21 protein-coding genes are annotated in these 25,058 nt (G+C 49.6%); 6 read left to right on the top strand and 15 right to left on the bottom strand.

The genetic code is table 11. The features are described from left to right. Positions 1-61 precede the first annotated feature (61 nt). Both E4K71_RS17275 and thrC read right to left on the bottom strand, forming a co-directional pair. Positions 62-1,303, bottom strand: a complete 1,242-nt coding sequence (locus tag E4K71_RS17275) for a pitrilysin family protein (RefSeq protein ID WP_135081710.1) — start codon at positions 1,301-1,303, stop codon at positions 62-64. Then, positions 1,304-2,692 (bottom strand): threonine synthase, encoded by a 1,389-nt coding sequence (gene thrC, locus E4K71_RS17270; protein WP_135081708.1) that lies wholly within the window; start codon positions 2,690-2,692, stop codon positions 1,304-1,306. It lies immediately after the preceding gene. Between the two features lie 210 nt (positions 2,693-2,902). Here thrC and E4K71_RS17265 point away from each other — a divergent pair, with 210 nt between their 5' ends. Together E4K71_RS17265 and E4K71_RS17260 are read left to right on the top strand one after the other, a co-directional pair. Then, the gene (locus E4K71_RS17265) at positions 2,903-3,331 is read left to right on the top strand and encodes a rhodanese-like domain-containing protein (RefSeq protein WP_135081706.1); all 429 of its coding nucleotides are present in this window, start codon (positions 2,903-2,905) and stop codon (positions 3,329-3,331) included. Between the two features lie 101 nt (positions 3,332-3,432). After that, entirely contained in the window at positions 3,433-5,382 is a 1,950-nt protein-coding gene (locus tag E4K71_RS17260) for a HAMP domain-containing methyl-accepting chemotaxis protein (RefSeq protein ID WP_167730679.1), read from the top strand. A gap of 16 nt (positions 5,383-5,398) precedes the next feature. On the opposite strand, the gene E4K71_RS17255 is transcribed toward E4K71_RS17260, so the two are convergent. The 7 genes from E4K71_RS17255 to E4K71_RS17225 form a co-directional block, all read right to left on the bottom strand. After that, on the bottom strand, positions 5,399-6,157 hold the full coding sequence (locus E4K71_RS17255) for an SDR family oxidoreductase (RefSeq protein ID WP_135082119.1): 759 nt from the start codon (positions 6,155-6,157) through the stop codon (positions 5,399-5,401). A 203-nt stretch (positions 6,158-6,360) separates the two neighbouring features. After that, the gene (gene groL / locus E4K71_RS17250) at positions 6,361-8,010 is read right to left on the bottom strand and encodes a chaperonin GroEL (RefSeq protein WP_135081702.1); all 1,650 of its coding nucleotides are present in this window, start codon (positions 8,008-8,010) and stop codon (positions 6,361-6,363) included. Positions 8,011-8,068: 58 nt separating this feature from the next. Continuing rightward, positions 8,069-8,359 carry a co-chaperone GroES gene (gene groES, locus E4K71_RS17245; RefSeq protein ID WP_135081700.1) on the bottom strand — a complete coding sequence of 97 codons (291 nt, stop codon included), beginning with the start codon at positions 8,357-8,359 and terminating at the stop codon, positions 8,069-8,071. Between the two features lie 161 nt (positions 8,360-8,520). Next, a complete protein-coding gene (locus E4K71_RS17240) occupies positions 8,521-10,152 on the bottom strand; it encodes a glycosyltransferase family 39 protein (RefSeq protein ID WP_135081698.1) in 1,632 nt (543 codons plus the stop codon). Positions 10,153-10,236: 84 nt separating this feature from the next. Further along, on the bottom strand, positions 10,237-10,956 hold the full coding sequence (locus tag E4K71_RS17235) for a VTT domain-containing protein (protein ID WP_135081696.1): 720 nt from the start codon (positions 10,954-10,956) through the stop codon (positions 10,237-10,239). Beyond that, positions 10,953-11,690 (bottom strand): glycosyltransferase family 2 protein, encoded by a 738-nt coding sequence (locus E4K71_RS17230; RefSeq protein WP_135081694.1) that lies wholly within the window; start codon positions 11,688-11,690, stop codon positions 10,953-10,955. Before E4K71_RS17230 ends, E4K71_RS17235 begins: the two co-directional genes overlap by 4 nt. Before the next feature lie 73 nt (positions 11,691-11,763). Continuing rightward, positions 11,764-13,950: an EAL domain-containing protein gene (locus E4K71_RS17225; protein ID WP_135081692.1), complete on the bottom strand. Its 2,187-nt coding sequence runs from the start codon at positions 13,948-13,950 to the stop codon at positions 11,764-11,766. Between the two features lie 170 nt (positions 13,951-14,120). Between E4K71_RS17225 and E4K71_RS17220 the strand changes: the two genes are divergently transcribed. Continuing rightward, complete coding sequence (locus tag E4K71_RS17220) at positions 14,121-15,092, top strand: hypothetical protein (protein ID WP_135081690.1); 972 nt, start codon at positions 14,121-14,123, stop codon at positions 15,090-15,092. A gap of 167 nt (positions 15,093-15,259) precedes the next feature. On the opposite strand, the gene purD is transcribed toward E4K71_RS17220, so the two are convergent. Further along, entirely contained in the window at positions 15,260-16,540 is a 1,281-nt protein-coding gene (purD, locus tag E4K71_RS17215) for a phosphoribosylamine--glycine ligase (RefSeq protein WP_135081688.1), read from the bottom strand. 57 nt (positions 16,541-16,597) lie between these two features. Here purD and xseA point away from each other — a divergent pair, with 57 nt between their 5' ends. The 3 genes from xseA to E4K71_RS17200 all read left to right on the top strand — a co-directional run bounded on the left by xseA (position 16,598) and on the right by E4K71_RS17200 (position 19,395). Next, a complete protein-coding gene (gene xseA / locus E4K71_RS17210; RefSeq protein WP_135081686.1) occupies positions 16,598-18,145 on the top strand; it encodes an exodeoxyribonuclease VII large subunit in 1,548 nt (515 codons plus the stop codon). Continuing rightward, positions 18,145-18,957 carry a M23 family metallopeptidase gene (locus E4K71_RS17205; RefSeq protein WP_135081684.1) on the top strand — a complete coding sequence of 271 codons (813 nt, stop codon included), beginning with the start codon at positions 18,145-18,147 and terminating at the stop codon, positions 18,955-18,957. The genes xseA and E4K71_RS17205 overlap by 1 nt, the downstream gene beginning before the upstream one ends. 87 nt (positions 18,958-19,044) lie before the next feature. Next, the gene (locus E4K71_RS17200) at positions 19,045-19,395 is read left to right on the top strand and encodes a response regulator (RefSeq protein WP_135081682.1); all 351 of its coding nucleotides are present in this window, start codon (positions 19,045-19,047) and stop codon (positions 19,393-19,395) included. Between the two features lie 15 nt (positions 19,396-19,410). On the opposite strand, the gene E4K71_RS17195 is transcribed toward E4K71_RS17200, so the two are convergent. The 5 genes from E4K71_RS17195 to E4K71_RS17175 form a co-directional block, all read right to left on the bottom strand. After that, positions 19,411-20,310: a lauroyl acyltransferase gene (locus tag E4K71_RS17195; RefSeq protein ID WP_135081681.1), complete on the bottom strand. Its 900-nt coding sequence runs from the start codon at positions 20,308-20,310 to the stop codon at positions 19,411-19,413. A 15-nt stretch (positions 20,311-20,325) separates the two neighbouring features. Next, entirely contained in the window at positions 20,326-21,210 is an 885-nt protein-coding gene (gene lpxK / locus E4K71_RS17190; RefSeq protein ID WP_240796843.1) for a tetraacyldisaccharide 4'-kinase, read from the bottom strand. Positions 21,211-21,298: 88 nt separating this feature from the next. Continuing rightward, on the bottom strand, positions 21,299-22,558 hold the full coding sequence (locus tag E4K71_RS17185; protein ID WP_135081677.1) for a 3-deoxy-D-manno-octulosonic acid transferase: 1,260 nt from the start codon (positions 22,556-22,558) through the stop codon (positions 21,299-21,301). Beyond that, complete coding sequence (locus E4K71_RS17180) at positions 22,555-23,253, bottom strand: lysophospholipid acyltransferase family protein (protein WP_135081675.1); 699 nt, start codon at positions 23,251-23,253, stop codon at positions 22,555-22,557. The genes E4K71_RS17185 and E4K71_RS17180 overlap by 4 nt, the downstream gene beginning before the upstream one ends. After that, the gene (locus tag E4K71_RS17175) at positions 23,250-25,028 is read right to left on the bottom strand and encodes an ABC transporter ATP-binding protein (protein WP_240796842.1); all 1,779 of its coding nucleotides are present in this window, start codon (positions 25,026-25,028) and stop codon (positions 23,250-23,252) included. The genes E4K71_RS17180 and E4K71_RS17175 overlap by 4 nt, the downstream gene beginning before the upstream one ends. Positions 25,029-25,058: the final 30 nt, after the last annotated feature.

Raw genomic sequence — 25,058 nt, 5'->3', positions numbered from 1 at the left:
GCGCAAGCGGGGGCCTCCAAAATAACGGACACAGATCCCCAATCGAGTTGAGAATGACCGACTACACCTTGAATTCGGGCAATTCCGTAATTGGGCCAATCGCCGTCAATGTAGGCGTACTGGAAAAGACCCGTTGGGATACATCCTGTACAGCCTGGGCATCAATCGCATCAATTTTCTTCACGACTTCTTCCACCGTAATGGGACGGCCAAAGACAATCATCTGACGGGCCAGCTGTTCACACCGTGTTGAGGTGCTTTCCAGTGACATCAAAATACTGGATTTCAACTGGGCACGGGCGCGAATGACCTCATCATCATGGACATCGTCACAAACCTTTTTGATCTCATCAATCAAGACAGGCAGTAATTCCTTGGTTTCTTCTGCCCCTGTTCCCGCATAAATCCCCAGCATCCCCCCATCATCATAGGCAGAGACAAAGCTGTAGATGGAATAGACCAAGGCACGCTTTTCACGGATTTCCTGAAACAGGCGCGAAGACATGCCCCCGCCAAACAAAGTCGACATGACAGACAAGGCATAAAAATCCGGGTCATCATAACGCACCCCGTCAAAGCCAGCCACAATATGGACTTGCTCCAGACTGGGGCGATTGACAGCCAGCACCCCGCCTTGATAGCGGGTCGGGTCTGCGTTAATGCCACTTTCCTTTGGTAAACTGTCAAATTTTTCAGACACCAATGCGACCAAAGCCTCATGATCCACATTGCCCGCTGCACTGAAAATCATGTTCGATGTAGCATAATTATTCTGCATATAAGACAGCACATCATCACGCGCCATAGAGGCAATGATATCCGCCTTGCCCAGAACGGGGCGGCCCATGGCCTGATCCGGATAAGCCGTTTCCTGAAACACGTCAAAAATAATATCATCCGGCGTGTCATTGGCTTGATGGATTTCCTGCAAAATCACACTGCGCTCACGGGTCAGCTCTTCTTCATCCAACACAGAATGCTGCAAGATATCAGCAATCACATCAACGGCCAGCGACACATCTTCTTTCAAGACCTTACAGTAATAAGCGGTATTTTCCCGTGAGGTATAGGCATTAATATGGCCACCGACATTCTCAATTTCTTCTGCCAGTTCCAATGCACTGCGACGCTTGGTCCCTTTAAAGGCCATATGTTCCAGCAAGTGGGAAATCCCGTTCACTTGCGGGGCTTCATGGCGGGTACCCGCTTCAACCCAGGCACCCAAAGACACCGACTGTACAGACATCATGGAGTCTGAAACAATGCGAAGACCGTTTTCTAACGTAGTGACGCGTACTGTCATTTAAGCCAATGTCTCTTCAATATAAGTTTGAACTGTTTTCAGGTCATTTTCCAGAACAGTGAACCGTTCTTCACGTTCAAACAAATCCGCCATACGTTCAGGCAAAGCAGGGTGAACGCCCGATGCCTCTTCAACAGCGGCAGGGAATTTTGCCGGATGGGCCGTTGCCAACGCCACTGTGACTGCATCCGTTTTCTCACCATCACGGGCCACCGCACAGCCAATGACAGAATGCGGGTCCAGCAATTCACCTGTAGACTGATAAAAATCGGCAATCGCCTTTTTCGTTTCCCCATCATCCAGACTTTGAGCAGAAAATTCTGCGCACATGGCTTCCCAACGGTTTTTACCAAAATCGACTTCACCCGTATCACGGAACTCGCTCAGGGCCTGTGTCAGGGCAGAACCGTCTTTGTCATAATGTTGGGCAAGCAAACGTTCAAAGTTGGACGAAATCTGAATATCCATGGATGGAGACAGGCTTGGTTCTACCGTTTCCATCGTCATCACGCCCGTGTTGAAATAACGTGTCAAAATATCATTGCGGTTGGACCCAATGATAAAGCTGTCAATCGGCAGGCCCATCTGTTTGGCACAATAGCCTGCAAACACATTGCCGAAATTCCCGGTTGGAACGGCAAAGCGGGTTTTACGATCAGGTGCCCCCACTTGAACAGCCGCCCAGAAGTAATAGGCGATTTGCGCCATGATGCGCGCCCAGTTGATAGAGTTCACCGCAGACAGGTTATATTTATCGCGGAAATCCATGTCGTTAAACATGGCCTTCACCGCATCCTGACAATCATCAAAGGTGCCTTCCAGTGCAATATTGTGAACATTCTCAGACAGAACGGTCGTCATCTGGCAACGCTGCACGTCAGAGACACGGCCCTTTGGGTGCATGATGAAAATTTCGATACATTCACGATCACGACATGCCTCAATCGCCGCAGAACCTGTGTCCCCGGATGTGGCCCCTACAATGGTGACTTTCTCACCACGTTTTTTCAGCACATAATCAAACAGACGACCGAGCAGTTGCAGGGCATAATCTTTAAAGGCCAAGGTCGGGCCATGGAACAGTTCCATCACCCACTGGTCACTGTCGAGCTGTTTAAGTGGCGCAACAGACGGATGACCAAAATCCTTATAAGCATCCTGAACCAGTTCATTGAAATCATCATGCGGAATGGAACCTTCCACAAACGGATACATCACACGCACCGCCATATCGGCATACGACAAACCACGCATTTCACGAATTTCATCAGCGCTGAATTGCGGCCAGCTTTCAGGCAAATAAAGCCCGCCATCACGAGCCAAACCCGTCAATAAAACATCATCAAATGACAGTGCGGGCGCTTTGCCGCGTGTGGAAACGTATTGCACCTTGAACCTCTTTAAAGACAAAAACTTTTTCGCTGTTTAGCACGGTTTGCAAGAGAGTCCAAGCCATATACGAAATGATAGGTTTCCCCCTCTTTCAAGCCTTAAAACTACGTAATATTACGTAATACCGAATCGTCGCTTGCGAAGATGCGTTCTTACTCATACAATCAAAAATTACACACCAAGACGGTAATTTACTAGGGGTTTAAAATGAAACGAGTTATTTCAACGCTATTTATTGCAACTTTTACGTTATTCGCAGCTCCTGCTCTTGCAGCAGAAGCGCCAATGACAGTAGAGGGCGCCGTAACTGTAGATGTTGCAAAGGCTGAAGAGCTGTTTAACGATGATGCTGTCGTATTTGTTGATCCGCGTAAAAAGTCTGATTTTGATCGTGCTCACATCCCAGGTGCGGTTCATCTCGACATCAAAGGCAAATCAACCAACATGACAGAAGCCAGCCTCAGTGAAGCTGTCGGTGGCGATAAAACCACCAAAATTGTTTTCTATTGCAATGGCCCATCTTGCCCACGTAGCGCAAACAGCTGCGTAAAAGCCAAAGCATGGGGTTTCTCAAACCTGTTCTACTTCCGTGATGGCATTCCTGCTTGGGAAGCTGCCGGTCTTCCAGTGGAATAATCATAAAATCAGGCAAAACGTTTTATTGGAAGGTTGATCAGCATATGATCGGCCTTCCCGTTTTGTTCATAACTACACTGTTTTATAATGGGGTTTTATTCATGTCTTTTCTGAAAAACACATTGGCTGGGCAAACTGTCTTACCTGTTATTGCCCTTTCTGTTTTTGTTGTCCTTGGGTTGGGATGGCAACAAAGCAGTTGGAACAATGATTCCTTAATGGAAAACCTGGAAAAGAACCGAAAATCCTATGAAACAGTCCTGTCGCTGGATGTAGAATCCCGCTTGAATTTAATGGGTGAAATGGGCCTTGATTTGATTGCACGCGACAAAGGGGCAACCAAAAACTTTATGGCCAAAGAATTTGATCCCATTGATTTTTCAGATTCACATGCCAAACCCACCTTTAACAATCTCAACCAACGCTTTGGCGGCAATATGAAACATCTGGTCTATTGCGATGGTCAAAGCCTGACGGTTAAATTCGTCGAACCTGTCGATAACACCAATGTCAAACTAGGCAGCAGCTGCGATTCACCGGAAGTCACCAAAGCCATTGCCGGGTACCTGAAAAAAGGTAAAACCGCAGAACCGCTTGAAGGCTTTTTCGTTGTCAATAATGACGTTGTGTTATCTCGCTATTTCCCCGTTACAAAATACAGCCGCAAGGCACGCGGGCGTGTGCTGCAATATCTTGTGCGCATTGACGCTACATTGACGCCGACTTTAAAAGCCATTCAAAACATTGGCTCGCTTGAAACAGCCAATATCGAAATCACGCGCAATGCCAAAGAAGAAATCCAGCTCGACAGCAAGACTGCCCTTGTTTCCATGAAGCTGCCAATCCTTGATCTTAACGGCAGTTCAATCGGCAATTTTGAACTGTCAAAAAATGTTCAGGATACATTGGATAATTCCCAGTCAACTCTTATGCGTTCCCTGACCTTGCTGGCCACGGCATTGGTCATTATGTGTGGTCTGATCATTTTGGCGCTGAAATCACGTGCGATTACACCGATTGAAAAACTGACATTGGCGGCAAATGAAATGTCCAATGGTCATCTGGACACGCCTATTCCCTACAGTGAGCGTGCCGATGAAATTGGGCGACTGGGCCACTCCCTTGAAATTTTCCGGACCAATGAAACAGACCGGCGCACTTTGCAGCAAGAACAAGAAACACAAAAAGCAAAAGCCGAAGAAGAACGTAAAGCCAGTATTGAAAAATTGGCAAATGAGCTGGAACAAAATGTCGGTAATGCGGCACAAATTGTAAAAACAACAGCCTCCGACCTTGAAGAGATTGCCGCACAGGTCAGCTCCACCTCCACTCAGGCCAACGAAGCCAGTGGTGTTGTCTCTCAAAAATCAGAACACACTACCCAAGCCGTTAACGCCACTGCTGCCGCTGTTGAAGAACTATCGGCATCCAACATTGAAATTGCGTCTTTGGTTGAACGTTCCAACATGGTTGTAAACCGGGCATCAACCACATCGGATGAGGCTCAAGACAGGGTTTCCAGCCTGCAGCAAACTGTTGTACGTATCAGTGAAGTGACGGATTTAATTACCGGTATTGCAGAACAAACCAACCTGCTCGCCCTGAACGCTACAATTGAAGCGGCACGCGCAGGCGAAGCCGGGAAAGGCTTTGCCGTGGTTGCCAGTGAGGTCAAGAACCTTGCCAATCAAACCTCCCGTGCCACAGATGAAATCACCAATCAGATCAATGCGGTTCAAAGCGCCACGGAAAATTCTGTTCAGGCCATTCAGGAAATTTCAACTGTTGTTGCAGAAGTTCAGGAAATTGCGAACTCTATTGCAGCTTCCATCCAACAACAATCTTCCGCCACAGATGAAATCTCCGCCAGCATGCAGCAAGCCGCAACCGATACAGTCGAAGTTAATCAGATCGTCGGTGAAATGGGACATGCCACCCATCAGTCAGGCACCGCAGCCTCGCAGGCCCAAAAAGCAGTTGAACAATTACAACTGGAATCAGGCAATCTGCAGACTGCATTGAATGTCTTTTTAAGTGGCATGCGCCAGTAACAAAGGCGAAGAAGACTTATTTCGGGGCCATCCGCAAGGCACCATCCATGCGGATGACTTCACCGGATAAATAAGCATTTTCAGCAATGTGGTTAACCAAGTCGGCAAACTCTTCGGGTTTACCCATGCGGCCATAAGGAACAGACTTGTTCAATGCATCTTGTACCTCATCCGGCATTCCCAATAACATCGGAGTTGCCATAATCCCCGGTGCAATGGTCATGACCCGAATCCCCTTAGGCGCCATTTCACGCGCAACCGGCAAGGTTAAAGAGGCCACACCGCCTTTTGAGGCCGCATAAGCCGCCTGTCCAATTTGGCCGTCAGCAAAAGCAATTGAAGCCGTATTAATCACCACGCCGCGCTCTTCACCATTCACCGGATCTTGGTCCAGCATTTCAGCACAGGCCAGACGGGTCATATTGAATGTACCGATCAAATTCACATTGATAACTTTGGAAAAGAGATCAAGATCATGGGCACCATTACGCCCAACGATCTTGGATGCAGGTGCAATCCCGGCGCAGGAAACAACAATACGCGCCGGCCCATGGGCCTCACGTGCCGTAGCAAACGCGGCCTCAGCACTGGCGGCATCAGCGACATTACATTCAACCGCAATCCCGCCAATTTCATCAGCAACTTTTTGCGCGGCTTCCATATTCATATCAAAAATCGCCACCTTGGCTCCTTGCGCAGCCAATTTACGAGCCGTTGCCTCCCCCAAACCAGAAGCAGCCCCTGTCACAATCGCAGCTAAACCCTGTACATTCATCACTCTAAATCCTTTACCTTTACGTTAACGTAAACATTGTAAATTTTATATCAGAGGTGCCAAAGCGGAGCAAATGAAAATTTGCCTGATCCTCATTCCTAACTCGATTGGGCAGCACGTCTGGTCTTACATAAATAAAAAAAGGCCGCACCACCAAGAATGCGACCCTTTTAAAAGCTTTAGCAGCTATATGAGGGGTTGGCTTAGAAGCCCATGCCACCCATACCGCCCATGCCGCCCATGTCAGGCATTGCAGGAGCCGCAGCGCCAGCTGGTTCCGGCTTGTCTGCAACCATCGCTTCAGTTGTGATCAGCAGGCCAGCAACAGATGCTGCATCTTGCAGGGCTGTACGAACAACTTTAACCGGGTCGATAACACCAGCAGCCACCAGATCAGTGTATTCACCAGTCTGTGCGTTGAAACCAGTTTTCGGATCTGTGCCTTCCAGCAGCTTGCCCGCAACAACCGCACCATCGTGACCAGCGTTTTCAGCGATCTGACGGATCGGTGCTTGCAGCGCACGACGGATGATGTCCACACCAACTTTCTGGTCAGCATTGTCGCCTTCCAGACCTTCCAGTGCGTTCACAGCGTACAGAAGCGCTGTACCACCACCGGAGATGATGCCTTCTTCAACAGCAGCGCGTGTTGCGTGCAGCGCATCGTCAACGCGGTCTTTGCGTTCTTTCACTTCGACTTCAGTTGCACCGCCAACCTTGATGACAGCAACACCGCCAGCCAGTTTCGCCAGACGCTCTTGCAGTTTTTCACGATCGTAGTCAGAAGTTGTTTCTTCAACCTGTGCCTTGATCTGGTTACAACGTGCAACGATCTCGTCTTTGTCGCCCGCACCTTCCACGATTGTTGTTTCTTCTTTGGTGATCACAACAGACTTCGCTGTACCCAGCATGTCCAGTGTCACATTCTCAAGCTTAACGCCGAGTTCTTCAGAAACCAGCTGACCGTTTGTCAGGATAGAGATGTCTTGCAGCATTGCTTTACGACGATCACCAAAGCCCGGTGCCTTAACAGCAGCAACTTTCAGGCCACCACGCAGTTTGTTCACAACCAGTGTTGCCAGTGCTTCACCTTCAATATCTTCTGCAATGATCAACAGCGGACGAGAAGACTGAACAGCGCCTTCCAGCAGGTGCAGGATCGGTTGCAGGGAAGTCAGTTTGCCTTCGTTAACCAGAATGTACGGGTTGTCCAGCTCTGCAATCATTTTTTCAGAGTTTGTTACGAAGTACGGAGACGTGTAACCACGGTCAAACTGCATACCTTCAACAACGTCCAGCTCTGTATCCAGACCTTTTGCTTCTTCAACAGTGATCACACCTTCGTTACCAACTTTTGCCATCGCATCAGCGATCAGTTGACCAACAGTTGTTTCACCGTTTGCAGAGATTGTACCCACTTGCGCGATTTCTTCGTTTGTTGCAACCGGCTTGGAACGGCCTTTAACGTCTGCAACAACAGCAGAAACAGCTGTGTCGATGCCGCGCTTCAGATCCATCGGGTTCATGCCCGCAGCAACCGCTTTTGTCCCTTCGCGAACGATGGCTTGTGCCAGAACAGTCGCAGTTGTTGTACCATCACCAGCCAGATCAGCTGTTTTGGATGCAACTTCCTTGATCATTTGTGCACCCATGTTCTGGAACTTGTCTTCCAGATCGATTTCTTTGGCGACAGACACACCGTCTTTCGTTACACGCGGAGCGCCAAAAGATTTATCGAGAACAACGTTACGACCCTTTGGACCGAGTGTTACTTTTACAGCGTTCGCCAGAAGGTCAACACCTTCGAGCATTTTAGCACGTGCTTCTGTGCCGAATTTAATTTCTTTAGCCATTGTAGCTAGACCCTTATGTTAAGCAGTCAATAAATAAAACAGGTGAATGGGCAAGCGCTTAGGCTTCAACCACACCCATGATGTCAGATTCTTTCATGATCAACAGCTCTTCGCCGTCAACCTTAACTTCTGTACCGGACCATTTGCCGAACAGAACGCGGTCGCCCGCTTGTACGTCCAGAGCAACGAATTCACCGTTGTCGCCGCGTACACCTTTACCAACTGCAACAACTTCACCTTCAGACGGTTTTTCTTGTGCAGCTTCCGGCAAGATAATGCCGCCAGCAGTTTTTGTTTCTTGCTCTAAGCGCTTGACCAGAACACGGTCATGCAGAGGACGAAATTTCATGGTTTCAACTCCGTGATATCACCAAAGTAATGACCCAAACGAGTCATGCGTTAGCACTCGTTGGGTTCGAGTGCTAACAGAGTTAAGTTCAACCCCTGAAACTGTCAAGCGGTGAATCGGAATTTTCTTATAAATCGTTGCTGCATTGCAGCATGGAAAGGCTATTTTAATTTGCCACGACGGTTGAGCAAGTCATAATCGCCTTTGAGTTTTGCCACATCAAAGACAATCATATTGTTCCCCCGGAAATTTTGCACATAGTCCACCGCCGGATGATCCGGCGCAGGCTGTTTCCACAGGGTAATGACTTTGCTGCGGGGATGGGCGTGCAACCATTCCATCATAGGATGGCCTCGCTCTGTAGACAGTTCAGCAATCGGCTTTTCAAGGCGGCCCAAATATTGAAAAGTCCCGTGATATTTCGCAACAAAGGCCACGTCATAGCCTGCATCCTGCATTTTCTTCAGCTCAACAGACAAGCCACGTAAATTAAAAGCCGAGCCCAAATACGGCGCAAACAGCATATGTATCGCGACGACCAATCCTGTCATCATGCTTGTGAGACTAAGAATAGCCCCACATTGAGTTTTCAACGGGCGGACAATCACATAAAGCGCCAACCCAATCGGCAAGATAAACCAAGCCGTCGGTAGGTCTGTCGCCCAGTCCGGGAATTTTCTCAGGCCCAGATGCGGTGCAGTCATCACCGCAAGCCCCAGCACAATCACAAAGCCCGCAGGCAGCAAGCGATCGACACGACTTACCGCAATCTCTTCTTTTACCAGCAAACGCGCCAAGACAAAGGCAAAGGCCGGGAAGATGGGCAGTAAATAATGGAGCTGCTTACCGCTGATCAGGGAAAAAGCGATAAAAATCGGGATAAACCACAAGAGGCAAAAACGCACCTGACTTTCCGCCAACAGCTTTTTACCTCCTGCCCAGGCCGCTTTCCACAAAGTCGGCCAGATCACCCAAGGCAGAAGCAACGGACCGATCACAGCCAAATACCACCACCATGGACGGGCATGAGCAAAAGATTTCACCACGCGCCCTGCGGTTTGCCCCCAAAAAATTGCATTGCGATATTCTTCCCCGCCCATGATGCCGGCCGGAATGGCCCAAGATAGACCAATCACCGCCCCGCCCAAAACAGACAAGAGAATATTGCGATACCATTTTTTGCGATTTTCAATGCGCCGTTCCACATCCCACAGCGGCAACAACAAAGCAATGGGCAGGATTTGCAGCAAAATCACTGGTCCCTTAGCCAGCACCCCAAAACCAATCGCCAATGCCAAGTGCCACCATCCCTTGGAATCGCCATCGCGCCAGACCATCAACAGCCCCAACAGCCCCCATAAGGTACAGGCGGCCACCAGCATATCGAACATGGTCACGGTAGTGAAAATGGTCCAGAAAACAGCGCCAAGCAAAATAATCGGTGATAAATCGGCAATCAACTTTTCTTCCGGCCATAGCTTTTGGGCCATGGCACGAGTCAAAAACAAACAAGCCAGCGCAAAAAGCGGGGCGACCATAGGTGGCCACCAGTCATTCACCCCAAAGATCGCCCACCCCAAGTTCATCAGCCAAAATAACAAAGGTGGCTTATGGCTGTAAGTCTCTCCATTGAGATGAGGCACGATGTAATCACCACGCAACCACATTTCCCACGCCACCGCCAAATAGCGCGTTTCATCCACAGGCAAAGCCGGACGTGTGTAAATGGCTGTCGCAACCAGCACGATCCAAAGAAGGGTAAAGGTGATAGGGGACCAGTATTTTTGCAGCATTATTTGCTCTTTTTCGTCATCCACGCAAAAGAAGGGGTCCAGTATTAGGTTATGCTGGTTTCCCAATCAAGTTGGGAATGACGGTTATAAAGACTTTCCGTCACTCTCAGATACAATCGCCTCAGCTTTTTGTTCATCCCCACTGAGCGCGGTTTCAATATCACGTCCCAGTGTTTTGCCATGACGATAGCGACGATAGAGATACACGCCCAAAATGCCGGAAACAATGAAAAGAATCACACTTAAGGCAATCGACCATTGTGGGTTCAATTCAATCCCGCTACCTGCCAGCGCAAAAACCAGCGACTGGGGGATATACCCAACCATGGACCCCACCACAAAAGGAAGTGGATTTACTCCGGATACCCCGGCAGCCGCATTGGTTGCCACGTTGCTGCCCGCTGGTAACAAACGGATCAGCAAAGTCATAGAGAAAGGGTTATCGGACAGAAAGTCATCAATACGTTTGATCTTGCGCGGAAATTTACGTTGTACGAAACTGCGTCCCAAGAAACGCGCAAAGGTAAAGGTCAGGATACAGCCTGCCACCGTTGCCAAGACCGCAATGGTCGTGCCCTTGACCACCCCAAAGGCATACCCCCCCATAAAGGAGAGAATTTGACGGGGAAAACCGACCGCAGCCAACAGGCCCCCCAGACTGATAAAGACAATCCAACCTTTTAAGCCCTGATCGCGCACATATGTATCAATCCAGCTTTCATCCATCCCTTGGGAAAGCAGATATGCCCCACCTGCCAAGGCACAGAGAAACAAAAGGCCCTTTATGAAGACCTTAAAATTCATGCTTTATCCTGAGGAATGATTTCCGGCACCTTGCCGCGTGATTGCAGCCACATCACCCCCATGATATCGACGATACCAACCCACAGGCGGTTCCACATACCATACTTGGATGTGCCACGTTCCCGCGCACGATGGTTCACCACAACCGATTTCACCTGACCGCCCCGGCGGATCATCAAAGCAGGCAAAAAACGATGCATATGATTGAAGTAAGGCAAATCCAGAAAGGCTGTTCGGGTCAGGACCTTCAAGCCACAGCCTGTATCCGGTGTATTATCACCCAGCAATTTAGCCCGGATTTTATTCGCATTGCGTGACTGCCACAGTTTGAAAGCACTGTCGTGACGCTTGGCACGCCAACCGGCCATCAACAGTAAGTCCTGCTGATCTTCCTTGATCAATTCATCATAAAGAGCTGGAATATCAGCCGGATCGTTCTGCCCATCCCCATCCAGTGTGGCGACCACACGGCCCTTGGCATGTTGAACCCCTGTGCGCACCGCTGTGCTTTGACCACAGGATTTTTTATGCGTCACCACCTGCAATTTGTCGGTAATTTTTTGCATATCTTTCAGGCGAGCAGGCGTGTCATCATCACTGCCATCATCCACATAGACGATTTCATACTCAATTCGCCCCTCAAGTGCAGCCATAATTTCACCAACCAAAGGCTGGATGTTTTCTGCTTCGTTTTTAACGGGCACAATCACAGAGAGTTCTGGGGATGATGTCATTGGAATCCAGCCTGACAGAAAGAGCAATAGAATCGCCGCGCATTATGGCCTTTTCACTGGTTTTGTCCAGCGCTTACTGGGCGGAGCCTGCGTCTTTTGCCTGTGCTTTTACAAAATCTTCAAAATCAACTGCGGCCATCGGTTTGGCAAAGAGATAGCCCTGAATTTCATCGCATCCCAAATTTGATAAAAACTGATGTTGAAACTCTTCTTCCACCCCTTCGGCTGTGATTTCCATGCCAAAGCTATGGCCCATGGTGACAACGGCACGCGCAATGACCCCTTCGCTGGTTTCATCAACAATCTCATCCACAAAAGCCTTATCAATCTTAATCCGCTTGACCGGGAAACGTTTCAGGTAATTCAGGCTGGAATAACCTGTGCCAAAATCATCAATGGATAAAGACACCCCAAGGCCACGCAATTCTTCCAACACGGTGATGGTGTCTTCCACATTTTCCATCACCGCACTTTCGGTAATTTCCAATTCTAAAAGATGGGGTGCTAATCCCGTTTCCAACAACACTTGGCGAACAGTCGTGACCATGCAACTTTCCGCCAGTTGAACGGCTGACACATTCACCGCGACTTTCAATTTTCCCATGCCTTCACCTTGCCAACGCTGGGCTTGCCTGCAGGCTTCACGAAGCACCCACTCGCCAATGGCTATAATTAAGGGGCTACGTTCTGCCACAGGAATGAAAAAGCCCGGCCCCAATAGACCGCGTTCAGGATGGTTCCAGCGCACCAAAGCCTCCATGCCCGATACGTGTTTATTTCGCACATCCAGTTTGGGCTGATAAAACAGCACCAATTCGTCTCGTTGCAGGGCCTTTTTCAAATCTCTTTCAATATCTTGGCGTTCCAACGCCTGACGGTTCATTTCTTCTGCGTAAAAATGATAACTGGCCCCTTGGTCTTCCTTGGCCCGACCTCGCGCCAAAGCCACATGATGAAGCACATCTTCCGCCGATGTATCTTCTGAACCAAGAAGCGTAATGCCAATGGAACAACTGATGTCGATTTCCTCATCTTGCCAGTCAATCGCTTCTCGAATGCGTTCCGTGATGCGTTGGGCAAAGACAGAGGCATCATCACTATCCTGAATATCAAACTGAACCACAGCAAATTCATCGGCACTTAATCGTGCCAATGTATCAGATTCGCGCACCAAAGCTCCAAGGCGATCAGCCACCGTTTGTAAAACCGTATCGCCCCCTTGAGAGCCATACGTCTGATTGATCGCATGAAACCCATCCAGATCAATCAAATGCACAGCCGCTTTGACATCCTGACGTTTCATCTGGCGCAAAACCTGATTACAGCGATCCATAAACAGGTCCCGGTTTGCCAGCCCGGTCAACGTGTCCGTATACGCCAGTTTCTTAAGGTGTTCAGACGATAGCTCACTCTTTGATGCATCAAGAGCTTTTTCGGCACGTTCACGTTCCACAGCTTCGCGGCGCAAATCATGCACCACCAAATTCAGCTCTTTGGTCCGTTCGGCCACATCACTTTCCAGCTGGGTATTATGATGCTGTAAATTTTCCTGCTGGGTACGGATTTCCGCAAATGCCTTAGACAAACGCCCCAACAATTGGTTATAGGCCCCGGCCATATCACCCAGTTCATCATTGCGCCTGTCTGTCACCTGATGGTTTTCCGGATGGGCCAAATCCAGACCGGCCTCCCCCATACGGGCGTGCATCTGGCGAATAGGGTGCAGCATCAAACGTTCCAAAATCGCCATGGTGACAATCGTCACAAAAAAGGAAATCAACAAAACCAAGCCGATAATCCGCCAGATAAAGGCCGTGACCTGAGCGGGAATTTCTGTTTTATCCAACCGCGCACTCACCCAATAGGGATAACCAAGTTCACTTGGGCTCCAGCTCGCTTGAAAAGTTTCCTGCGCGGGTGCCAAAATGGAATTTTGGGATAAATAAGCCACTTCCTTGCCCTCTTCATCTGTGACCTGAGCTGATAAAAGGACCGAACCGCCCCCAATCATCGGGGCCATTTTGTTTAAGGTCACAGGACTGTCACCACTGATTTCCAGCCAGGCGCGTACAACCGCAAAGCCTTCACGTTCAATTTCCAACAGACGGTCACGTTCAAAATTATTGACCGAAAAAATCAAAATCGCACCTTCGACCAGCACAATAGCAATAAAAACCGCCCCAGTGACTTGACGACACAATCGACAATGCACCAATGTGTCCCAAATACGCTGTGGCGAAAACAGGCTGAAAAACGCCATAACCCTATCCCGCTTATTCCTCGCTTCATTAGACTGTACACATGTAGAGAGCAAAACGCACGTCACAACCCATCACAGGCATGTGAGTTGACGTTACGTAATTTAACTTTGACCTCGCCTCGGAAACCTGTGATTATAGGCCACGCACAATCTTAAGCACACACCTCACCATGAAAAATATACTTTTAACAACTTTGATATGTTTTGTTATCGGCCTTTATAGTGTTTCTGCAACGGCCAATAACAGACCCCTGTCTATTGGCGTTATGCTTTGGCGTGGTGAGACCCCTTTTGATCAAGCTTTTATCGCTGAAATCAAAAAGCAGCGCCCTGATAGTATGTTCTATGTGGTCAATAGTGAGCAAAAACTGCGTCGGACCGTTTCGACTTTACGCTCTATCTGGCGTGCCTCTTTAATGGATATGGATTACATTCTCTGTTTTGGTTCACGCAATTGCCTGAAAATCAGAGAGGAACTTAAAAATACAGCCTTTAAAGGGGTTCTGATTGCCTTTGGCAATACCAGCATCTTACTGGATGCCCATCTCAACCGCCAAACCAATCAGGAAAAGCTTTTGCTTGGACGCCCCAGTGTTCTCGATAGTTCTGTCCTGGAAATTTTCCTGCCAATGCTCCAGGCCAAGAAAATTGCCGTTCCCTTTAACCTGTTTGAACCCCAAAGCCGGGAAATCATCCCGGCCATGCAACAGGTTGCCCGCGAGTATGGGGCTGATATTTTCCCCATTCGTATCCGCCCGGAACCGGAAACCATCAGCAATCAAATTGGTGCTGCTCTTAGACGCCATAAAGAATATGACCTGCTGTTTTTCCCCCTCGACAGCTTTCTTATCTCCCAAGCTGAAAAACTTGGCAAGCTGACCCGTAAGGCCAATATCCTGTCCATCGGCTCTTTCAATAAATATGTCGAACATGGGATCGGACTTGGTTTAAGCCCCAATTATGCCAATATCGGCAAACGCCTTGCCAAACAGGTGATAGATATCGAAACGGGCACGCCCCTTTATCGCCTGCCTGTGGTCTATAGCGAAGACAACCTTTTAATTGCCAATAGAAAAAGCCTGCAAGAAACCGCCCCCCAATTATTAGACAGCCTACCCCGTCAAACCAAATTTATTGAATAGCTGCAACTTCACAGAAGTGTGATTTGCATACAAAAGAGAAATATAGATACACTATAGGGGTGAACATGTCGGTATCCTTCCCCCCTTCTACAACCCTTTGCCGAGTTGTTCTCTTTTTCTCGGCTTCTGCATCATTAAATGCAGAAGCCGAAATTATATAAAGAGCTTTAAGATTTTTCGCGCTCAACCGCACGCCAGCCGATATCACGACGGCAAAAACCTTTCGGCCAGTCAATGGCATCCACAGCCTTATAAGTTGTCGCTTGAGCTTCGCTCACGCTTGTGCCACGGCCTGTTACACCCAACACACGACCACCGGTGGCTAGAACCTTATCGTCCTCAGCTTTTGTCCCTGCATGGAAAACAAAGGCATTTTCAACCCCATTGGCTTCAGCCAGATTTTTAATCTCGGTGCCTTTTTCGTAAGAACCCGGATACCCTTCTGCCGCCATCACAACAACCATGGCTGTTTCATCATGCCATTCCAGTGTGATGTCATCCAGACGTCCTTCAGCAGCGGCATCCAATGCTTCCAGCACATCAGACTTCCAGCGCATCATCAGCACCTGACACTCTGGATCACCAAAACGGATGTTATATTCCAGAACGGTCGGCACGCCATCTTCCACCATCAGGCCACAGAACAGCACACCTTTGTAAGGGCAACCTTCATCGGCCATCGTCTTAATGAGCGGATTAATCGCCGTTTCCATGATCTTATCACAGATTTCTGGGGACGCAATCGGGGCCGGAGAATACGCACCCATGCCCCCTGTGTTCGGACCACGATCGCCATCATAAGCCGCCTTGTGATCTTGCGCTGCGGCCAGTGGCAAGGCACGTTCGCCATCCACCAGAGCAAAGAAAGAACATTCTTCACCGCGCAGGAAATCTTCGATGACGATCTCATTACCCGCATCACCGAAGATTTTATCGCCCATCATATCATCCACGGCTTTTTCAGCCTCTTCAACACTTTGACAGATGATCACGCCTTTACCAGCAGCCAAACCGTCGGTTTTCACCACGATCGGTGCGCCATTTTCACGGATAAATTCTTTCGCCTTGGCTGCATCGGTGAAACGACCATAACCTGCTGTCGGCACACCGGCCTTGGCACACATGTCTTTCATAAAGCCTTTGGACCCTTCCAGCACAGAAGCTGCCGCACTGGGACCAAATGCCTTGATGCCTGCTTCTTCCAGCTTGTCCACCATGCCGAGAACCAACGGCGCTTCGGGGCCAACAACAACCAGATCAATGGCGTTTTCTTTGGCAAAGCTTACTACGGCGTCTACATCTTCTGCACCCACAGCGACACATTCAGCCACATCCGCAATACCCGCATTGCCCGGTGCGCAATAAAGTTTGGACAGTTTTGCAGACTTGGCAATCGCCCAACACAACGCATGTTCACGACCACCGGAACCAACAACGAGTACTTTCATGATATCTTCCATATTTAAATGTTCACAAGTTGGGGCACTTGTACCATATTACCCCCCATGACTGACAACCCTTTTGCAGATGCATTCGACAGCCCGGCGCAACATAACCAGCCTGTCCTTAGTGTTTCCGAACTTTCCGGTGCCTTGAAACGCACTGTGGAAGATGCCTTTTCTTTGGTACGTGTGCGCGGGGAAATCTCCGGCTTTAAACGTGCGGCTTCCGGCCACCTTTATCTGGCACTGAAAGATGAAAATGCCGTGATGGATGCGGTCTGCTGGAAAGGGGTAGCGGCCAAGCTCGACCTGCGCCCCCAAGATGGTATGGAAGTCGTCTGTAAGGGACGCCTGACAACCTATCCCGGCCGATCCAAATATCAGCTTGTTATTGAGTCTATGGAACTGGCAGGCGAGGGCGCGTTGCTCAAACTGTTGGAAGACCTGAAACGCAAGCTGGCGAGCGAAGGATTGTTTCAGCCGGAACGTAAAAAACCGATCCCCTTTTTGCCCCAAACCATCGGTATTGTGACCTCACCTACGGGTGCGGTGATCCGCGATATTATGCATCGCCTCAATGATCGTTTTCCCCGCCATGTGCTTCTGTGGCCTTGTCTGGTACAAGGAAAAGGGGCCGCTGATCAGGTCGCTGCGGCCATTCGCGGGTTTAACGCCTTGGACGGATCAAACAACATCCCACGCCCTGACCTTTTGATTGTGGCGCGTGGTGGCGGCTCACTGGAAGACCTCTGGTCCTTTAATGAAGAAATTGTAGTGCGTGCAGCCGCTGAAAGTGACATTCCGCTGATCTCGGCTGTGGGGCACGAAACCGACACAACCTTGATTGATTATGCCTCAGACCGACGTGCCCCCACCCCCACAGCAGCGGCGGAAATGGCCGTTCCGGTGCGCCGGGAACTCTATGCCCAGGTGATGGATGATGGCGCACGGCTGGAAAATGCCATTAACCGAACCCTTGATGAACGCACCATGCGCGTCACAAGTGCGGCGCGCGCCATCCCCAACCCCCAACGCCTGGTCGATGATATGACCCAGCGACTGGATGACCGGGTGGAACGACTGAGTAATTCCATGGACAACCTGTTACAACGCCATGGCATGCGCGTGGAACAACTGGCTGCAAAAATCCCCCAGCCGCAACAGCAAATCCAGAATGCACAGGAACGCTTGTTAGGGCGCACACAAGCGCTGATGTCGGGCTATCAATCCTTTATCCAGAAACGCCAAAGCCAGTATGATCGCACATCAGCCCTGGTGCGACGCAAGGCCGTCGATGATTCCCTGGATCGTGCAGGCCAGAAACTGAACAGCCTATCGGCCTTGTTGGAAAGTTATTCTTACAAAAGTGTGCTGGATCGTGGCTTTGCCCTGGTCAGTGACAAAGAGGGCAAGGCAATAACATCCTCTAGCGGTCTCACCAGCGGGGATGAGCTATCCATCCAGTTTGGCGGGGATGATAAACTGGATGTGCTGGTCAATGGTGAAGGCATCACCCCGAGTGCCCCGCCAACACCTCAACCCGCCCCAAAGCCCAAAGCCAAACCAAAACCCAAAAAAGCACCCGCACCAGAACAAGGAAGTTTGTTTTGATGAAGAACCTATGGATTTCTATTTTTGCAGGCCCCTTGCTGCTTCTCGCTTCTTCCTTTGCCCATGCAGGCACTTATTCCCTGAACGGGCATTTTAAACAGGGCGGGCTGATTTACGGGACAGTCACACCGGGCAGTATCGTCACGCTGGATGCCAAGGATGTCAAAGTATCCAAAGACGGTCTCTTCCTTCTTGGCTTTGGACGAGATCATGGCAGCTCAAGCCACTTGATGATCACCTATCCCGATGGCACGCAAGCTGATGAAACCTTAAAGATCACCAAACAGAATTATAAAATCCAACGCATTAATGGTCTGCCAAAAAAGAAAGTCACCCCCGACCCGGTGGCGGTTAAACGCATCAAGGCCGATAATGCGGCCGTGTGGCGCACCCGCACAACTGTGACGGACCAAGCCTATTTTGCCTCCGGCTTTGACTGGCCGTTTAAGGGGCGTATTTCCGGTGTGTTTGGCTCCCAACGTATCTTGAATGGAAAACCGCGCAGCCCGCACAAAGGCACGGATATTGCCGCGCCTACAGGCACCTTGATTGGTGCAGATGCCGATGGGGTCATTTCACTGGTGCATCAAGATATGTATCTGATGGGTAAATGCGTGATGATTGATCATGGCCACGGGCTGCAATCCATCTATATCCACATGGATGAAATTTTAGTTCGTGACGGTCAATATGTTAAAAAAGGCGATCCAGTCGGCAAAGTCGGTAAAACCGGACGGGCCACAGGGCCGCACCTGCATTGGGGGGTCAGCCTGAATAATGTCGCCCTTGACCCTGAATTATTGGTAGAATAACAAACAATATCCCCCATATGGGTGTTATGAGCGTTTTTTTAATCGTGTAATCCTCAACCATCTGGCGAAATATGGGGATGTAACACCATGCAGACGGTTCTGCTTGTTGATGATGATATAGATGTGCGGTTTGCCATGTCTCAAGTTCTAAAAAGATTGGGATATGACATACTGGAAGCTGCCAATGGTATTGAGGCACTGGAGCGCCTGCGCGAAAGATCTGTTGATCATATTTTACTGGATATTTTCATGCCGGAAAAAGATGGCTTTGAAACCATCAACGATGTACGCCGTCTCTATCCCGATATCAAAATCATCGCCATGAGTGGCTATAATGAATCCAGTTTCAGCCCACTGGAATCCGCCAAAAGCCTTGGTGCCAACAGCGTCCTTGCCAAACCCTTTAGCGCCCACCAACTTCAAGACGCCCTAAGCTAGGGCGTAACTCATAAATCAGTTTTTCGGCCAGCGACGATGAAGCCAGAGCCATTGCTCCGGGCGCTCAGAAATCCAGCTTTCCAGCATCCCATTAATATCGGTCATAATCTTGAGCATATCGCCCTTGCGATTACCGGATTTGCTGATTTCCATGGGCTCAAAAAACGTAATGCGGAATTTGACCCCATCTAAGCGTTCAATACGCACCGGCACCACCGGGCAATCATATTTCAGGGCAAATTGTGCAATGGCAGGTGCGGTCATGGCATCGCGGCCAAAAAACGGAACTGCAATCCCGTCATTCATCTTCTGATCCACCAACATGGCGAGATGACCACCTTTTTTCAGCACATCAAGGGCTTGGCGCGCCCCTTTGGACCCTTTCGGGATCAAGCCACATTCCGGGGTGGGTTTGCGTTTGGCAAAAAGGGCGCGCATATGCGGATTATCAGGTTCGCGATAAATCAAATGGACCGGCACAGGCGGATTATGCTGCGCACAACCTAACGCACAAAATTCCCAGTTCGCCAAATGGCCGGAAAAGAAAATCCCGCATTTGTCATCCCCTTCAAGCAAGGCGATATTTTCTGCGCCCACAACCTCAAAACGATCCGGATCACTATAGACATTCATCTTGGAGACTTGCGGGAATTCAAAGGCAACCCGCCCCAGATTATCCCACATCTTCACGATAATATCGTTGATCTCCGCCTGTGATTTATCCGGAAAAGCCTGTGTCAGATTATCACGGGCAATGCGTGTGACTTTTAGCTTTGGCCCAATGGTACGGGCAATAAATCCACCAATGCTTGAGGCCCAGTCAATTGGCAACAGTCCCATGATAAAAAACAACACATGCGCAACCAGCCCTTGGGCAGGGTGTGCAATATATTTCTGTGTGTTAAAAGAGGACATGGGAAAATGCCTGATTTAAAGTGACGCCAACAGTGCCTTTACCACGTCTTGGTCCTGCCAGACCAGCGAGATTTTCACATAATCCACATGTTTTCGCATCTCTTCTGGCAGGCGCACCCAATCTTTTTGCGTGGTGAGCAATTTTGCCCCATATCTTTCCCCCTGTTCTTGCAAGGCGATAAGTTCTTTCAGGCTATAGGGGTGATGATCGGCAAAACTCACCGTCTCACAGATGATACAGCCCAGCCTCTGCACCGTATCAAAGAATTTCCCCGGTCGCCCAATCCCGGCAAAGGCCACGACCTTTTGCCCAGCCAGATCGGCGCGATCCTCAACCTGAATATCAGCTTTCATCAAGGGAATATTTGATGAAACGGCTTGAATACGTTCACAGCTATTGGTCTGGTCCGTGCCAATCATAATTACCCCATGGGCACGTTTCAGGCCACTGGCGAGTTTTTCACGCAACGGTCCGGCAGGAAAGACTTTTTCATTACCATGACCATAACCGCCATCAACCACCAGCAAGGACATGTCTTTATAAAGATGCGGGTTTTGAAAGCCATCATCCATAATGATAACATCAGCACCTTGGCGCACACAAAGATCAGCCCCCGCCACCCGATCATGAGAAACACAGACAGGGGCAATTTGTTTCAGCAATAAGGGTTCATCCCCCACCTGTTCTGCCCCGTGATCATCAACAATCACAGGACCGGATAGGGAGCCCCCATATCCCCGTGACAGAAAAAAAGGCGTTTTTCCCTGCTGTTTCAACAAGGCTGCAATCGCCATGGCTGTCGGCGTTTTTCCCGCCCCCCCCATGGTGAGGTTGCCGATACAGATCACCGGCGCTGACGCCTGTCCACGGGCTTCCTGATTGGCCCGCCGAGTAGTCAAACAATTATATATCACCCCTAGGGGTGATAGGGCAAATGCCTTCAAACCGCCTTTCCCATATGACCAAAACCCCGGTGCCTTCATCGCCTTACTCAAACAAATCTTTCAGGGCTTTCATGGTTTTGCCCAGAACGGCCGCTTGAGTATAGGCCACGATCTTTGCATTCGCCGCCTTGACTTCGCATTGTTTCGGGTCTTCAAACAGCTCCTGTAATTTTGTAGCAATGACCTGTTCATTTTCCACGATAGTAATCGCCTGTGCATCAATGAAACGGCCCATAATCTCTTCAAAATTGGTCATATAAGGGCCACAGATCAAGGTGCAGCCCAGACGCGCAGGCTCCAACGGGTTTTGCCCGCCCAACGGTTCCATGGATTTGCCCATAAAAACAATGGGGGACAGGCGATAAAACAAGCCCATTTCCCCCAACGTATCGGCCACATAGACTTGTGTCTGATCACTTAAGGCTTCTTTTTGGCTGCGTTGGCAGACATTCAATCCTTGAGCTTTTAATTCTGCAACAATCTCTTGCCCACGTTCGGGGTGACGCGGGGCAATGATGGTGAACAGGTCAGGATGTTGATCCTGCAGCGCCCCATGGACCCGGCCCATCATAGCCTCTTCCCCCTTATGGGTACTGGCTGCGAGCCAAACAGGGCGTTTGCCAATAAACTTCTGCAACAACGCCAGCTCTTCTGTATCAACAGGCAAGTCAGCAGAGGCATATTTCAAATTGCCGGGACATTGGACATCCCTTGCCCCCAGGCTGTGATAGCGTTCGCCGTCTTTTTCCGTTTGAGCCAGACATAGATCAAAACACCCCAGCAGGGTTTGAATAAAACCTTTGAGCTTGCGCCATGTTTTTAAGGATTTATCGGACATACGCGCATTAATCAGCGCCATTTTTGTGCCGCGCTTTTTGGTTTCCACCACCAAGTTAGGCCATAATTCACTTTCAGCCCAAATCGCCACATCCGGTTGCCAATGATCCAGAAAACTGCGCACATAAGACAGGCGATCCACCGGGACAAACTGATGAATCACCCCTTCGGGCAAGCGCTTTGCCATCAAATCTGCCGACGTGACCGTACCTGTGGTGATCAGGATGGTAAAATCCGGATAGGTCTTTTTGATCTCGTCAATCACCACCAACAAGGACAGCGCTTCGCCCACACTGGCCCCATGAAGCCACACCAGCTTACCCTCAGGTCGTGCAACAGATGCCTGCCCCCAACGTTCAGGATAGCGCGTGGGGTGTTCCTTGCCACGGGCCAGTCGTTTCTTGAGATAATGGGTGATCATGGGGCCACTAATGGTCGTCAGCCCGCGATAAAGGGAATAGCTCATTTCGCTGCGGCCTCCACCGGGGGATGGCCTGTGAGACGATCAGCTTCATTCGTCACATGGGTCAGTTGATCTTCAATGACCTGTTGGTATTGGTCCAGCTCTTCGCCTTTGGCTGTTTTGGGTACATGGATCGGATCACCCCAGACAAACACCCCTTTGGAAAATGGCCAAGCGACACAGAAACGATCCCAACTGCGCACATGTTTGCGTTTTGCTGCCCCAAAAGCACAGGGGATCACGGGCACGCCGGACATTTTCGCCACATTGACCACACCAGCTGAGGCCCGCATACGCGGTCCGCGCGGGCCATCTGGCGTAATGCCAATACATTCGCCATTCTTCAGGGATTTCAACATGGCACGCAAGGCCGTTGCCCCGCCTTTAGAGGTCGACCCCTCAATAGTATGAATGCCGAAATGCCCAACTGTGCGCGCAATCAATTGCCCATCACGGTGAGCAGAAATCAGCATATGGATATTTTTTTTGCGATCCCAGCAATAAGGCATCAACAAAATACGCCCATGCCAGAAGGCGAGGATAAAAGGCTTATCTTCATCCCAAAACTTGCGCGGCACATCGCCATTGACCACATCCCAACGCCCGGTCAAATAGACAAGGCGGATATATTGCGCCCCGATCCAGCATAAAAAGGCCCGAAACCCGTCTGACTTGGTGATGGATTTAATCAGACTCATGGGTTTTCAGCCCCTTCATCGTCTGAGAACTGCATGGCATACAGACGCGCATAAATGCCGTCATGGTCAATCAGTTCCCCATGGGTGCCTTTTTCCACTACGGTACCACGATCAATCACATAGATCAGGTCCGCATCCACAACGGTGGACAGACGGTGTGCAATCACAAGGGTGGTACGGTCTTTCATCAGTTCCTGCAAGGCGGCCTGAACTTTGCGCTCACTTTCCGTATCCAGTGCTGATGTGGCTTCATCCAACAACAAGATCGGGGCATTTTTCAACATGGCGCGTGCAATGGAAACCCGCTGGCGCTGCCCGCCAGACAGTTTCACCCCGTCTTCACCGACAATGGTGTCATAACCTTCAGGCAATTCCATAATGAAGTCATGGGCGGCGGCATGTTTGGCGGCCTCGATAATCTCTTCTTCTGTGGCATCAAAACGACCATAAGCGATATTGGCGCGGATGGTATCATCAAACAAAACGATTTCCTGAGACACCAAGGCGCAGGATTTGCGCAAAGAGGTCAAGCTGACATCTGTAACATTCTGACCATCAATGCTGACGTTACCTTTACTCACATCATAAAAGCGCGGCACCATATTGAGCACGGTTGATTTTCCCGCCCCACTGGGGCCAACAAGCGCAACGGTCTTGCCCGCAGGCACATGCAGGTTCAAATCTGTTAAAGCGACCTTGCCGTCATCATAGGCAAATTCAACCGTATCAAAACGAATTTCGCCCTTTTTAACCACGATATCTTTGGCATCTTCCGGCGTGGTGATAGTGGCTTCCACATCACGAATTTCATACATGCGCTGTGCACCGGCCAGACCACCCTGCATTTCCGAATTCAAATTCGCCAAACGTTTTGCCGGTTCATAACACATCATGGCAGAGCCCAAGAATGCCATGAAGTCACCTGTGGTCTTCACCCCTTCGATCACCTGATAGCCGCCATAAACAATCACCAGCGCAATGGCAAAACCCGCCACGGTTTCCATAATGGGGGAGTTTAATGCCTTGGTGCGTTCCGCCTTAAAAATCAGGGCACGGATATTTTCGGTGATGTCACGCACGCGCTTGCGTTCATAATTTTCCATGCGGTAGGCTTTCACATGGCGAATACCGGACAAGGTCTGGCCCACCAAGGTGATCAACAGGCCAATCTCGGCTTGTGTATTGACCGTGACCTTACGAATGCGACGGCCCAGTTTTAACACCGGAGCAATGGTGATGGGAAAAACGATCAGGGCAAAAAGCGCCAGCTGCCAGTTGGTCGTCAACATCACTGCGATCATACCGATCAATAAGGTAAAATCCTTGCCCGCACTGGTCAGCACCTTGGTTGCCGTATTACGCATCAGAACCGCATCGTTGGTGATGCGTGATAACAAACTGCCACTGGGGTGCGCATGGAAAAAATTCAAATCCATGCGCATATAATGGTCATAAATCTTGACCTGTAAATCCGTCACAATACGCAAGCCCAGCCACGACATGGTCGCAGCCTGCCCATAATAGGCAATGGATTTAATCAGATAGATAAAGATGATCGCCATGCCAATGGTCCACAGCATGTCTTCGTTCTTATTGATGAAAATATCATCAAAAACAGGCTTGAGGATAAACATGCTCATGGACGCGGCCACGGATGAAATCAGCATAAAAACAAGGGCCAGAAAGACCTGTGTTTTATAGGGGCTGACACTTTCCTTAATCAGACGCTTTAACAGCGTGAAAGTCCGTGTATCCAGTTTTTGTTTCTGTCCCAACGACGAATGTTCCCCAAACCCATCAAATTG

The organism is Terasakiella sp. SH-1, assembly GCF_004564135.1.
GTDB lineage: Bacteria > Pseudomonadota > Alphaproteobacteria > Rhodospirillales > Terasakiellaceae > Terasakiella.
Note: the sequence above shows the minus strand (reverse complement) of the source record. Positions and strands in the feature narration are given on the sequence as shown.